Origin of the sequence: Rivularia sp. PCC 7116 (assembly GCF_000316665.1) — a bacterium.
GTDB lineage: Bacteria > Cyanobacteriota > Cyanobacteriia > Cyanobacteriales > Nostocaceae > Rivularia.
On sequence record NC_019678.1, the window covers coordinates 4,750,922 to 4,765,743 of the forward strand.

A 14,822-nucleotide genomic window follows, 5' to 3' on the forward strand; every position below is an offset into this window, starting at 1 on the left:
AGTAATTATCTTTTGGGAATACTAAAAATAAACTATCCTATAAAATTACAATTATGAGTTATTGTTTCAATCCGCGCTGCGAAAATCCTCAAAATTCGACCCAAGATAAATTTTGTTTAACTTGCGGTACCAATCTATTGTTAAAAGAGCGGTATCGCTCCATAAAAATAATTGGACAAGGCAGTTTTGGTAGAACCTTGTTAACTGTGGATGAAAGCAAATCTGAGGAATATTTTTGCGTTATCAAGCAGTTTCTTCCTCAAGCACAAGGTACTAATAATATTCAGAAGGCAGCCGAATTATTTGAGCAAGAAGCAGAAAGGTTAGATAAATTAGGCAGACACAATCAAATACCCAAGTTATTAGACTATTTAATTCAAGAAGAACATCAATATTTAGTTCAAGAATACATTGATGGACATGATTTAGCTAAAGTTCTCAAAGAAAAAGGAAAGTTTAAGGAACAGCAGATTTGGGAATTATTAAATAGTTTATTGCCAGTTTTAGAATACATTCATACCCAAGACGTTATTCATCGAGATATTAAGCCACAAAATATTATTCTTGGTAAAGATGGAAAGCTATACTTAGTAGATTTTGGTGCAGCTAAGGTTGTTACGGGAACTGCTATTTTGCAGACGGGAACTAGCATCGGCACTCCCGAATTTGTTGCGCCAGAACAGTCTATGGGGAAAGCAACTTACAGCAGCGATTTATATAGTTTAGGAGTTACCTGCATTCATTTATTAACTGAAATTTCTCCCTTTGATTTATTTGATATTTCCGAATATAACTGGGTGTGGAAGCAATATTTAGTTAATAATCCCGTCAGGGATGAATTAGCTCATATCTTAGATAAATTAATCGAAACTGCCACCAGTCGCCGCTATCAATTAGCAAATCAAGTTTTAAAAGATGTTAAAACTAAATTTTTAAATAACGAAATTACAGATAATTTTGCTGATTATCCTAATTGGAAAGAATTCTATAAACTTAAATTTAACATAGAAGATGTAACTGCTACTGCTATTAGTAATGACGGCATGATTTTTGCTACTGCTGGCTATTATTATGAAAAAATGCAAAGTTTCAAAACCGGACACAAGAAAATACATTGTTTACAATTGCGACGACTAAATACGAATGAAATACTTCTGGACATTAATTCTGAAAATTGGGTGAATGCTGTTGCGATTAGCCCCGATAACAAAATTTTTGCCATTGGCGATCGCGATAATAATATTAAACTTTGGGATATAAATTCTGGTGAACAAATCTATTTATTAAATGCTTGGCATGGTGCAATTAATGACGTTAGTTTTAGTCCTGATGGTAAATTTCTTGCTAGTGGTGGTGATGACACAACAATCAAGTTATGGGATATAAGTAATGGCTCGGAAATTCGTACTCTCAAAGGTCATAATAAATCAGTTAAAAGTATTGTTATTGCTCCAAGAGGGGATACTCTCGCTAGCATTTACAGTGATGGTAGAGCGGTACTGTGGGATTTAACTACGGGTAGAATAGTCCATACTCTTGATAATACTAATACTCCCGATGGAATTAGCTCTGTTGCTTTTAGTCCCGACGGAAAAACTATCGCTATTGCTAATCGTAAAAAATATAATATCAAGCTTTGGGATATAGCTAGCAATCGAAAAATTTGTAATCTTACACATAATGATTCATCTGCAATTAATCTTACTTTCAATCTTGACGGAAAAATTATTGCTAGTAGAGATAAATATGGTCATATCAGGTTATGGGATATAAATAAAAAGCAAGAGATATGTACTCTGTACGGAAATAATTCTAAAGTTAATTCTCTTATCTTTAGTTCTGAAGGACAAAACCAAATTTTATTAACTAGTGGTTGCGATAAAAATATATTAAAATTCCGAGATTTTAATCAGTCCTACGTTTATAATACTCAAGATTTTTATTATCAATGCATTACCGATTTTAATTCTCACACTAGTTCTATAGATTCTATTGCTATTAGTCCCGACGGAAAAAATCTTGCTAGTAGCAGCCACGATAATACTATCAAATTATGGAATATTTCTACAGGAAAAGAACTTCGGAGTATTGATACTAAATATTCTATTTATGCTATCGCTTTCAGCCCCGATGGATTAACTATTGCTAGTGGAGATTCTAAAAATAATATCTATATTTGGGACATAAATTCTGGTGAAAAAATCCGTATTTTAGAAGGACATACAGGGCGATTTGCTGGAGTTAATTCTTTAAAATTTAGCCCCGACGGACAAATTCTTGCTAGTGCTGGTGGTGATAAAACAGTAAAGTTGTGGAATTTAAATACAGGTGCAGAAATTATGACTTTAAAAGGTCATGAAAGATGGGTTAGCAGTGTTGCGTTTAGTCCAGATGGAAAAATATTCGCTAGCGGTAGTGCTGATGAAACAGCGAATTTTTGGGATTTAACTACTGGTGAAATACTTGAAACATTTAAGCATAATGATGAGATTCGCTCAATTGCTTTTAGTCCCAACGGAGAAATTTTTGCTACTGGTAGTAATGATAATACTATCAAGCTTTGGTCGGTAAGTAACAAAGAAGAAGTTTGTACTCTTAAAGGTCATAAAAGGTCTATTCGATATATTACCTTTAGTCCTAACGGAGAGATTCTAGCTACTAGTAGTTATGGCAATGATATCAAATTATGGGATATGAATACAAAGCAAGCAATCTTTTCTTTAGAAGGATACTTAGGTAAAGTTAATTCAATAGTTTGGAGTGCCGATGGTAAAACTTTATTTAGTGGTAGCGATGACAAGACTATTAAAGTTTGGCAATGCGAAGAAATGAAATAGTTAAATACGCAATACCTATAAGGGTATCGCTACAATTACCAAGCCCACCTGCGTGGACTTTGTTTATGGTTTCTAATCTCAGGGCGGCTTTCACCCTCTCCTTGACAAGGAGAGGGCTGGGGTGAGGTAAAACAGGAATTACGGTTAACCACAAGCAAATCGTGGGAATACTTAATATATATTTCCTCAATGATTAGCTTATTATACCCTCCTTGACAAGGAGAGGGCTGGGGTGAGGTAAAGCAGGAATTTATAGTTAGCCACAACTAACTCCAGGGAATATTAAGTATATCTCTCTTATATATTTTCTTTAGTATGAGCTATTGCCTCAACCCCCATTGCCAAAAACCTCAAAATCAAAAGAATGCTAACAGTTGCCTGACTTGCGGTACTCAACTTCTTTTGAAACAACGCTATCGTGCCATCAAACCCATCGGGCAAGGTGGTTTTGGTAGAACTTTGTTAGCTGTTGACGAAAGCAAACTTTTGAAACCGCCTTGCGTCATCAAACAATTTCTGATGATGGCACAAGGTACTGATAATAGCCAAAAAGCTGCTGCATTATTTGAACAAGAAGCTTTAAGATTAAATGAATTAGGAAAACACAATCAAATACCCAATTTATTAGACTACTTAACTCAAGAAGAACATCAATATTTAGTACAAGAATACATTGATGGATATGACTTAGCAGAGATATTAAAAGAACAAGGCACTTTTAAAGAAGACCAAATTTGGGAATTATTAAATAGTTTATTACCCGTACTCGAATTTATTCATAGTCGTGACGTTATTCATCGAGATATTAAACCAGAAAATATTATCCGCAGCCGAGACGGAAAGCTATGCTTAGTAGACTTTGGTGCCGCAAAAGTTGTCACCGGAACCGCAATATTACAAACGGGAACCAGCATCGGCACTCCCGAATTTGTCGCACCGGAACAATCCAGAGGAAAAGCTATTTACAGCAGCGATTTATATAGTTTGGGAACAACCTGCATTTATTTATTAACTGGAGTTTCTCCCTTTGATTTATTTGATATTTCTGAATATACCTGGATATGGCGGCAGTATTTAGTTGAAAATCCCGTCAGCGATAAATTAAGCAATATTTTAGACAAATTAATTGAGAACGCTACCAGTCGCCGCTATCAATCGGCAACTGAAATATTAAAAACTATTAGTCCTCTACAAACAACCTATATTAATCAAAGTCAATTACCAAATCAACGGTTGCCAATAACATTTAAAAATCAAAATCGTCACAACAAAGTAGTTGCTGTTGAAAACAAACAATATGCAAATACTGCCAAAAGACCAAGCCCTTCAAATGATAAAAAATTAAATTATGTTTGGAAATGTATTCACACTCTTAACCATCATGCAGCTTCCATCAGTTCAATTGCTATTAGTCCGAATGGAAATATTTTAGTCAGTGCTAGCTCTTATTGTGCGATAAAACTATGGAATATTAATACTAGTAAATCAGTTCGGACTTTCTGTTGTGACTATCCGATTAAGACTGTTGCTTTTAGCCCAAATGGTTTATATATTGCCAGTGGTGATTCGGCAAACAATATTATCATTTGGGATGTAAGTTCCTGCTCTAAAAGATTTGCTATTAAAGGACATACGGATGCAGGAGTTAATTGTTTAAGTTTTAGTCCAGATGGTCAAATTATCGTTAGCGCGGGTAGCGATAAAACAATAAAATTGTGGAATATCAATACGGGAAATATAATTCGCACTCTTAAAGCTCATAAAAAATCGGTTAATAGCGTTGCTATCAGCCCAAATGGAAAATTAATTGCTAGCGGCGGTGCTGATAGAACAGCTAGAATTTGGAATTTAAAAACTGCTAAAATGCTGAATACTCTTGATACTGATTCTAAAGTTAATTCTGTAGCTTTTAGCCCAGATGGAGGAATTATTGCAACTGGTGGCGAAGCCTATAATATTAAGCTTTGGGAAGTAATTAGCGGAAAGGAAATTTGTACCCTTGATTCCCTCAACTGGGCTAAAGACGGTGTTTTTAGTGCATTTTCCGTTAAATGTCTTACTTTTAGCCTCAATGGCGAAATTCTTGCTACTAATAGTTATAACAATGATATTAAATTGTGGAATGTAAATACAAAACAAGAGATACACACTTTAAAAGGACATTCAGCTAAAGTTAATTCCATTGCTTTTAGCCCCGATGAAAGATTTTTATATAGCGGTAGCGACGATAGCACTATCAAAATTTGGCGATGGGAATGATTTTTTATTAAATGCTTTAGTGTTGCCGCCACAGCACAGCGCACCGCTAAATTTAATCTAAGAATAGTGCGTTAGGCGCGAAATATATATTCTTTGTAATAATTACAAATTATCTATCACGCCATAACACACCCTACAATTTACAATCTAATAATAAGAAAATTTTTTATAATCAATTAAATAGCTATACCCCCTAATCACCCCACGATAACCATTCTCGCGCAGCTTTTTCGGCAGCTTCAGGGGTATAGTAAAGCTTCCTTTCACCAAAAACTTCTCCACCGGAACTTATGACTCTAAATTGCCATTCCATTTCTTCAGTGTGAAAAACCAATAACGTTAGATTTTCAAAGCCAACAACTGAATGAACGATTGTCTTGTTCATAATATTGAAGAATGAATTCGGCTGGGTATTGCAATTCTTTTAATTACAGACTTTTTTATACACCCCAGGTAAATAATTATCAAGTTATTTCTATACTTTGTATCAATGAGCAGTGAGCAGTGAGCAGTCAACAGTCAACTGCTTACTGAATTTCCTTAACATTTTCCATAACCTGGTTATACAGTTGCTGATTATCTTGCTCTTGAAAAATTTCTGCGGCTCGCTGCAAATCTGCTAATCCAGCATCTTTATCTCCTAATTCGACGCGAGCATTTCCCCGATTGTTATAAGCAGCACCAAAGTTGGGATTGAGTTCAATGGCTTTATTGTAATCAGCAACTGCTCCCTCTTTGTCTCCTTGAGCGGCGCGAGCATTGCCTCGATTATTATAAGCAACAGCGTAGTTAGATTTGATCTCAATGGCTCTCGTGTAATCGGCTATAGCTTCGTTTCTATCTCCATCAGCGGCGCGAGCATTGCCACGATTGTTGTATGCTTCGGCGTAATTTGGATTTAATTCAATAGCTTTATCGTAATCTTGAACTGCACCGCTTACATCACCTTGAGCAGCCCGAGCATTGGCGCGATTGTTGTAAGCTTGAGCGTTATCTGGTGCAATCCGAAGCGCCTCATTATAGTCAGCGATCGCACCTTGCCTGTCTCCGGTATCGAACTGTACTAATCCGCGCCCGTTATAGGCTAGAACATACTCTGGATTAAGGCTTATAGCTTTTGTATATGCAGCGATCGCGCCCTGGGTATCACCCTGAATATGCTTGTACTGCCCCTGAGCGTAAAATTCCTTCGCTGTCGATGGGTTCGCTACTGGAGTCGCTACAGGGCTAACTCCTATTTCCGTTACCAATACGTCTTTATCGTTGCTGCAAGAAACAGTTACAGTTGCGATAAATCCACTCAACAAGGCTACACCAAATCTTTTGGGAACTCCTGTCAAATTTTGCTCAAACAACCACTGTTTCATAATTCACTGTTTATCAAAACACCCACAACTTTGACATTCCTACAAAAAAAATTCATTTTTCTTTACTTTCTCTAGCGTGCAACTCCTTTTTGGTTATATTGACTATTTTTGCACGATTAATATAACTAATTTGTTTACATTTTACCTTTTATTCTTCACTTTCTCCCTGTTTAGAAGTTAACCTGAAACTACTAGTTTTAGAAACATCTACAGCAAGTTGCTGTAGGTTATCCCCTAAATTCTTTTGCATATCCTTAGTTAAAGTAATATCAAAATCTAAATCTACATTTTTAGTCTCTACCAGCCGTACCAGTTCGGAAAATGGCACTTTAGTTGTTGTGCGTTCGTAACTATTAAGTTTAAAATCTGAGGTTTCAGATAAATTTTGAGCTAGCATTGCTTGTTTAATTCGTTCCTGTAAATGCTCAAATTCAGATTTTAACAACTTCCACTGCTGCTCTAATTCAACATATTTTGCACCAAGCAAAGTTAAATCTTCTGTTGCAGCATCAAAGTTTATATTTTGAGTTAATTCTAATAAACGTAAATGAACTTGAGCCAGAATAATGCAGTCAAGATAAGCATATTCTATTTGCTCTTCACTTAAAGGTCTAATTCCCCAATCGCTGCTTTGCTGCTGTTTATCAATGTCTTGGAAATGGCAAAGCGTCATTGCCAAAGTTTTTAATTGATAGTTAGGTAAAGGTAAAACATAGTAAGGTATCTGTTTCGCCGTCTCCAAAGTGCAGGTGACATTTTTAGCTTTCTTTTTACCTAAAAATCTTAAATCGTATTTAGCATTATGAAATACTTTTTCTACTGAGGAATTTATCATAATTGTATCTATAAACTCGGTCACAATTTCTGGCTGGTCGAGTACGTCTAAAATATAGACGCTTTCCCCAGTTAAATCCGTACTATCATCCAAAACTTGAATCAGCGATAGCCTCGGATTGCGAGTATCGTAATCGGCAACTTCCGTATCTAACCAAAGAGTTTGAGATTGAGTATATTTAGCAACGATAGAACGTATTTCGTCACCGGATTTTAGGTAAGGCATTGAGCAATATTCCCTAAAAAAATTGGGTAAAAGTAACCAAGTTACAATTTCCCAAGTTAACATTTTGTATGTAATTTATTTGTAGTGCCGTATCTGTTTACTCTCAGTAATTACGATAATTTGATTTTTTTAATTAAGCTATACAAGAATTGTGTATAAAAAAGGAGCTATTTGTATTATAAAATTTCGCTGTAAATATACCTTGCCAATGAGGTTATTATTATCAACCCGGCTTTGATTAAAACCAGGTCATTTGTAAAATAAACTCTGAATCTAAAAAATTCGCTGTCTATCAGTGAGAAAAAATACTCCGGCAAGATACTCGTACCATACGCTCATCAAAATTGATGCGGCAAATTACTATTGCGAAATAAGAATGACTAATAAATAATTTATTAAAAATATTTTTATAGTTAACTATTTATTGTTGGCAATGCCCAATGCCCAAACACTCAAGAATCGCGAATAGCATTCGCCTTAGCTAAATTTTGAGCTTCATTTTGCATCATTTGAATATCGGATGGAGTCCATAAGCGTGGTTTTTGGCAGTGATGTGCTATTAGTAAACCCCACAAACCCTTAGCAGTTAAAATAGGTGCGACTAAATTCGCACGAACTTTTAAACCGCGTAAAAAATCGCGGTGGCAATCAGCAATTGGTTCTGACTCAATATCCTCAATCGCATTTATTCTTCCCTGTAGATACAATTCGGCATACCCATCATTAAAACAGTCATCAGGGCCAGTAGAACCGAGAATAGACAAATGTTCCGAACTCAAAGCTTCAAAAGTAACTTGCCCATCCCACTGAGAATAAAAATAATACAAAACCACCCTGTCAACATCAAATTTATCTCGCAAGCGAGATGTCGTTTCAGTAATTAAAGTATCCCGTTCTATTGTCTCAGTTAAGCGATTTAGTATCTTTTTAAGACCACGGTCAAAATTTTGATTAGAATTCTGTACCACCGTTCCAGTATCACACTTGAGTAATAATTATCTTTAATAATTTTATGCTAACAACCACTTTTACAAATACTTTATTAAGTAATACTCTTTTAAGCTTAGAAAAATATCTAATCAATAACGGGAATTGGGCATTGGGAATTGCATATTGGGCAAAAAAATCCTTTTTTCTTCCCACTCTCCCCCCTCTCCCCCTCTTACCCCTCTCCCCCACTCGTAATGGTAATAGAATAAACAAGATAATTGCATCTATTCACCAAGAAGGTACTTACCTATGACGACTTCTGAAATCCGCTTTTTGATGTGTGCCCCAGAACATTATGATGTAGATTATGTAATCAATCCTTGGATGGAAGGGAATATTCACAAGTCATCTCAAGAGCGTGCCGTACAACAATGGCAGAAACTGCATCACGTACTTAAAGAACACGCCATTGTTGATTTGGTGAAACCTCACAAAGGTGTCCCCGATATGGTTTTTACCGCCAATGCTGGTTTAATCTTAGGTGACAATGTGGTTTTAAGTCGCTTTTTACACAAAGAGCGTCAAGGAGAGGAGCCTTACTTTAAAGCATGGTTTGAAGAAAATGGCTTTACTGTTTATGAATTACCCAAAGATTTACCTTTTGAAGGTGCGGGTGATGCACTTTTAGATCGAGAAGGGCGCTGGTTATGGGCTGGTTATGGTTTTCGTTCGGAATTAGATTCTCATCCTTATTTGGCAAGATGGCTGGATATTGAGGTATTATCCTTACGACTAACCGACGAACGTTTTTATCACCTTGATACTTGCTTTTGCCCTTTAGCCAATGGCTATTTACTTTACTACCCCGAAGCTTTTGACTCCTATTCCAACCGCTTGATTGAAATGCGTGTGGCACCGGAAAAACGCATTGCTATAGAAGAAGCCGATGCAGTTAATTTTGCTTGCAATACGGTGAATGTGGAAAATATCGTAGTCATGAACAAAGCTTCCGATTCGCTTAAAGCACGTTTAGGGAAAGTTGGCTTTGAGGTGATTGAAACTCCACTTACCGAATTTCTCAAAGCAGGTGGTGCCGCGAAATGTTTAACATTGCGAGTAACCGAACCCGTATTGGAAGATGTACATGCTAATTCTCAGGTAGAAAGTCAAGTTGTCCGTATGGAAGGACATTTATTAGACTCGGGTTTAATTAACCGTGCTTTGGACTTAATTATAGATAATGGCGGAAGTTTCAAAGTTCAAAATTTCCTTTTGGGAGAACAGCGTCAAAGTACTTCTGCTGCTGAGGTGAAAGTTTCCGCTCCTTCTCATGAAGTGATGGAAAGCATTGTATCCCATCTAATTGACTTGGGCGCGATGAATTTACCAGAAGACGAGCGAGACGCTAAACTCGAACCCGTGATTCATAACGGGGTAGCACCGGATGATTTTTACGTTAGTACCATTTATCCTACGGAAGTTCGGATTAAAGGCAATTGGGTAAAAGTCGATTCGCAACGGATGGATGGTGCAATAGCGATTACCGAAACCTCCGCAGGAATCACCGCTCGGTGTAAAATATTGCGCGATTTAGAAGCAGGAGAAAAAGTAGTTGTAGATGTACAAGGCATCCGCACCATTCGTAAAACCGAATCGCGGGAAAAACGCAATACAGAAGAATTCAGCTTTATGTCTGCCGGTGTTTCCAGCGAGCGTCGCGTAGAATTAATTGTGGAACAAGTCGCTTGGGAATTGCGTAAAATCCGTGATTCTGGAGGTAAAGTTATCGTAACAGCCGGACCAGTAGTCATACATACCGGCGGTGGCGAACATTTATCACAATTAGTTAAAGAAGGCTACGTACAGGGATTATTAGGTGGCAACGCGATCGCGGTTCACGACATCGAACAATCGATTATGGGAACATCTTTGGGTGTAGACATGAAGCGAGGAGTTTCAGTACGCGGAGGGCATCGTCATCACCTCAAAGCAATTAACAGCGTTCGCCGTCATGGCAGTATTGCTAAAGCCGTACAAGCGGGAATGATTCAAAGAGGGGTAATGTACGAATGTGTTAAAAACAATGTGCCCTTTGCCTTAGCTGGTTCGATTCGAGATGACGGTCCGTTACCCGATACTCAAATGGATTTAATTAAAGCACAGCAGGAGTACGCAGAATTACTTAAAGGTGCAGATATGATTTTGATGCTTTCCACCATGCTGCATTCCATTGGAGTTGGTAATATGACCCCTGCGGGAGTAAAAATGGTATGTGTCGATATCAACCCGGCAGTAGTAACAAAATTGAGCGATAGAGGCTCGGTAGAATCAGTTGGTGTAGTTACAGATGTGGGATTATTTTTAAGTTTGTTAGTACAGCAGCTTGATAAATTAACCAGTCCTTATACCGCACAAGTTGGTTAAATTCCCGATGTAGAGACGTAGCAGCGCTACGTCTCCCTAATCAAGGATATCCCAGAAATGAATATTAATTTTTAAGATCTGCAAGAAAATTAAAAGCCTGAAATGGATATTCCATGGATTTTATAAATCCTTCGTAATTAAGTGGTTTATTTTGTGCAAGCCAGTCTTTGATTAAAAACAAGGAATAACCATGAGCATCGAAGAAGTCGTAAATCTCAAATTGAGAAACGTTATGAGCTTTTAAACCAGATTTAGCACATTCAAAAAGAATAGTTGGATGACACCGCTGCAATATAGTTTCACCACCTTTTAATGCTGCTAATTCACCCCCTTCTACATCAATCTTGATGAATCCTATAAATAAATCAGGTGGAACAATTTCATCTAGTCTGAGACATTTTACTTTGATAATCTTGAAATTTTGCTTGCCATTCCTAGAACCATGATGCTGTAATCCACTGTAACCAGAACTCGGAGACTGCAAATAGAAGTCTACTTCACCATTACTCTCACCGAGGGCAGCTTGAATTATTTCTACATTTTGAAACTTAGACTTCAACCAATTATATTTGTAGGGAATGGGTTCAATCGCAATATGTTTACCATGAGGTGAAAGTTTATTGATGAGACTAAGTACCGAACCTAGATGAGTTCCAATATCAATGCAATTCATTGAACTGTTGATAATTTTACTCATCGCCAATTCCGCTCGGGTAGACTCGACGTAAATTTCTTGCAGTTCGGGATATTTTCTATGTTTTAAAATTTTAGTAAAATCGCGCAACTTAACGGCAGGCTTTTCTAGAGGGGTGCCAATTAGCTGATGAGCAAGGTATTCCTTTATTAGCATAATTGAAGCCTAATTCTAATGTTTCCCTATGGTGGCAACTTAAATCAATCATAAACGATAAATTTTCGTCTGAGTTAAGTTGAAATAAACCCTAAAAACTTGAGAATATGCTCGTTTTTCTGTTCTAAAGTGCCTTATAGTTTCATAAAAATCAAAAAAAATGTCACATCTTTTCCTATGATTTATTCTTATGATTACAATTATTAACCATAGATAAGATATAAACTCAGAACTTCAAATAAAAATCCCAAAAACCACAGATAAAACACAAATTTCATCAAATGCAACTAACAATCCACAATAAGCAGCTACAAATCAACCCCGCAAGCTTTATTGCCGATTTTCTACTAACAGGAATGCTTATTGGACCGATAGCCGCTCCTTTCTTAGCTGCATCCGGGCTGCCAATCTTACCTCAAATCGCCAACATAATTTATTTTATGGGCGATCGTGTCTGCCCCCAACCTCAGATGGGAGTAGAATTAGCGTCACCGTTCCTTATGGCTGTATGTATGCGTTGTTACGGTACCGTCACGGGTTTATTAGCCACAAGGTTACTGCATATTGCTGATGGCGGAAAAGCTTTTTACTGGCTGCATCAATACGGTTGGAATGGTGCAGCACTAGCTACCGTATTAATGATGGCTTATCCCTTAGAAATGGCAGGGCAAATTTTAGGCTGGTGGAGTTTTCACAATTTAATTGTCGTACCCTTTGGCTTAACTACAGGTTTAGCTTGGGGGTTATTTACAATGCCGATTTTGCACGGTTCGCCAAGTGCAAAATCTTCCCTCCAGACATAAATTTAAACAGAATTTGAGCAGAATTATTTATTGTCAAACACGAAAACTTGCTTGCGGGGATTCCCCCGTTGAGCAACCTCCGGGGCATTTTACCCGCTTGAGCGCACCTAGCGGAAATTATTATAGCGCTTTTTATTTGGGTGCAATACACTCCGATCAACCTCACCTACCTTCCCCTCTGCTTGTTAAGTCTACGGTGTACGCATAACTCTGCCGGGGACTATAAGTCCCCGTCTAATAGCTAAAGTCGTCTAAAGACGACTGAAAAATTATGTACAAAATAAAACATCATAGTTAGTCCTATTTATAGGACTTCTGCTATTAGACAGGGACTTGCAGTCCCTGGCGAGCAATGGTTTTAACTACTTATGTGTACGCGGTAGCTTTATTAAGTAGAGGAGTATATTCTATTCAACTGGAAACTGCTATATATCATGTTCGATAAATCACTTACTACATGTCATTGCGAGTGAAACGAATTGGAGCAAAGCAATGACAACTGTTCATCCGAACATGGCATTAATTGTGGAAAATATTTTAAAAATCTTGAAAAAATAAAACGATGCACCCTGTATATGTAGCGCGGAAGCCAAACAATTAGCTTCTTTTAAATGTTAGTCAAATGCTCCATCAAAGCTTTGATATAAATTCGATGATTATATCGCTCATGCACCAATTGATAACCCTTTCGGGCTAATGCTTCACTCTGTTTAGAACCTTTCAACAGACTGTTAATTGCTTGACTTAAGCCTTGCCAATCACCTGGATTGACACCTAAAACTGCTTTTGCATCAATTAATTCCTGGATAATTCCTGGCGAGCGAGTGATGATTACGGGTTTGCGGCAAGCAAGTGCTTCAAACAAAGTAGATAAACCTGCTTGGTAATTGTTTTCATGAAGAGCGATCGCCACAATGTCAGCATCCTGGTAAAGCTGCACCAAGGAATTCCAATCATAATAGCGGTAAGACATGTTTGCTGGAATAACTTCCGGAAAAGTCTGGGAATTTACAGTTTTAACCGGAGATGCAGCACTAATTTTCACATCAACATCAAGAGACTCTGTTGCTCTTGCCAAAGTTTGATAATCTCGTTGCTCTAAACCGCCACTAACAATTAACGGACGCGATCTTTGTGTTAAAGCAAGTTTTGGAGTAAAGAATGATGTATCTGTAGGTTGATAAGGAAACAAACTGACTCGCTGCTTGGGTAAACTTAAATAATCCCGCAAGAAATCGACTTGCTCTGGATTCGCCGTCATAAACAAATCGACTTTTTTTCTGATTTCAAACAGCTTTAAGGCCAAGCGCCCTCGTACTCTGTTGAGATTATGTGTAAACACAACCACTTTTGGTCCTTTCTTTCTTCCTCCACATAATGTTGCTATTGGTAGTCCTACAGTCTCATCAGCACAAAATATGACATCATCACTTCGTAGCTTAGAAGATAAATTGTGCGCCAAATGCCAGTCCTGTCTACATCCTATAATATTTTCACATATCAAATGCATTGGTAGTAAAAAGTCGCTATTTGCCTGATGTATTGTTGCATTTAAACGCCGACTGACATCAAACATCACATGAACTGGGCGTTTTCCAACTTGAGCATCCTTACTAATATCCTCCAAATTCACAAAACTACTGAGCGCTAAATGATATGTCATTACGAATTATCAAATCAACTTTTTAAAGTGAATTTGATTAATGAATAGTATTTTAGTAATATTGTTCCTGTATTTAATTAAAGTTTTTTTATTCGGAAAGAGAAAAAACCAAAAAATTAAATTGTTTTTTGCAGAACTTTGTAATATTGCTAACTATGATTTTTTATCTGCAATAAAGTTAAATATTAAGTGGATGTTTTTATATAAAAAAATAATTATATAATCTTGAAGCTATTACCCCAAAAGGATTTCAGCGATAATATTAATTATACTAAGCGCGATATATAAAAAATAACAATATGATTTTGTTTAAATTTTTACTTGGATGCCAAGGTTTATTTATCTGAAAATAAATATATAATTTATGTAAATTTTTTTAACTTTATAGGACTTATACCAATTCTGTATGAGGTTGCGCTAAATTGCCCGCAGCCTACAAGGCTGGGGCGACTCAAACAAAGCCCATCTACATGGGCTATATTCGGCGCATCTTTAAAAAAAAATGGTATTACGCACTCGTAACAGAAAATAGAGCTTGGCGATGATCCACACCTTTGGGGTGAATACTTCGCGCAGCGAATAATGACGTAAACACGTAGCCCGTGCGTAAGTGCTGCTTTATAACCCAC

10 protein-coding genes are annotated in these 14,822 nt (G+C 37.1%); 4 read left to right on the forward strand and 6 right to left on the reverse strand.

Translation table 11 applies throughout. The features are described from left to right. The first annotated feature begins 53 nt into the window (after positions 1–53). Together RIV7116_RS37045 and RIV7116_RS18480 are read left to right on the forward strand one after the other, a co-directional pair. On the forward strand, positions 54–2,837 hold the full coding sequence (locus RIV7116_RS37045) for a serine/threonine-protein kinase (protein ID WP_015119827.1): 2,784 nt from the start codon (positions 54–56) through the stop codon (positions 2,835–2,837). Positions 2,838–3,152: 315 nt separating this feature from the next. Then, complete coding sequence (locus RIV7116_RS18480) at positions 3,153–5,096, forward strand: serine/threonine-protein kinase (RefSeq protein WP_015119828.1); 1,944 nt, start codon at positions 3,153–3,155, stop codon at positions 5,094–5,096. Between the two features lie 193 nt (positions 5,097–5,289). On the opposite strand, the gene RIV7116_RS18485 is transcribed toward RIV7116_RS18480, so the two are convergent. From RIV7116_RS18485 to RIV7116_RS18500, 4 genes are all read right to left on the reverse strand, one after another. Then, positions 5,290–5,481 (reverse strand): hypothetical protein, encoded by a 192-nt coding sequence (locus tag RIV7116_RS18485; protein ID WP_015119829.1) that lies wholly within the window; start codon positions 5,479–5,481, stop codon positions 5,290–5,292. A 142-nt stretch (positions 5,482–5,623) separates the two neighbouring features. Beyond that, on the reverse strand, positions 5,624–6,463 hold the full coding sequence (locus RIV7116_RS18490; protein ID WP_015119830.1) for a tetratricopeptide repeat protein: 840 nt from the start codon (positions 6,461–6,463) through the stop codon (positions 5,624–5,626). A gap of 148 nt (positions 6,464–6,611) precedes the next feature. Beyond that, the gene (locus tag RIV7116_RS18495) at positions 6,612–7,523 is read right to left on the reverse strand and encodes a 3'-5' exonuclease (protein WP_044292032.1); all 912 of its coding nucleotides are present in this window, start codon (positions 7,521–7,523) and stop codon (positions 6,612–6,614) included. A gap of 452 nt (positions 7,524–7,975) precedes the next feature. Beyond that, the gene (locus RIV7116_RS18500; RefSeq protein WP_015119832.1) at positions 7,976–8,491 is read right to left on the reverse strand and encodes a GAF domain-containing protein; all 516 of its coding nucleotides are present in this window, start codon (positions 8,489–8,491) and stop codon (positions 7,976–7,978) included. A gap of 271 nt (positions 8,492–8,762) precedes the next feature. On the opposite strand from RIV7116_RS18500, the gene RIV7116_RS18510 reads away from it, so the two are divergent. Continuing rightward, positions 8,763–10,877, forward strand: a complete 2,115-nt coding sequence (locus RIV7116_RS18510) for a TIGR00300 family protein (RefSeq protein WP_015119834.1) — start codon at positions 8,763–8,765, stop codon at positions 10,875–10,877. Positions 10,878–10,941: 64 nt separating this feature from the next. Here RIV7116_RS18510 and RIV7116_RS18515 read toward each other — a convergent pair whose 3' ends face one another. After that, positions 10,942–11,727, reverse strand: a complete 786-nt coding sequence (locus RIV7116_RS18515; RefSeq protein ID WP_015119835.1) for an FkbM family methyltransferase — start codon at positions 11,725–11,727, stop codon at positions 10,942–10,944. Between the two features lie 281 nt (positions 11,728–12,008). On the opposite strand from RIV7116_RS18515, the gene RIV7116_RS18520 reads away from it, so the two are divergent. Beyond that, positions 12,009–12,530 carry a DUF2085 domain-containing protein gene (locus tag RIV7116_RS18520; protein WP_015119836.1) on the forward strand — a complete coding sequence of 174 codons (522 nt, stop codon included), beginning with the start codon at positions 12,009–12,011 and terminating at the stop codon, positions 12,528–12,530. A 607-nt stretch (positions 12,531–13,137) separates the two neighbouring features. On the opposite strand, the gene RIV7116_RS18525 is transcribed toward RIV7116_RS18520, so the two are convergent. Continuing rightward, positions 13,138–14,193: a glycosyltransferase gene (locus RIV7116_RS18525; protein ID WP_015119837.1), complete on the reverse strand. Its 1,056-nt coding sequence runs from the start codon at positions 14,191–14,193 to the stop codon at positions 13,138–13,140. Between the last annotated feature and the right edge of the window lie 629 nt (positions 14,194–14,822).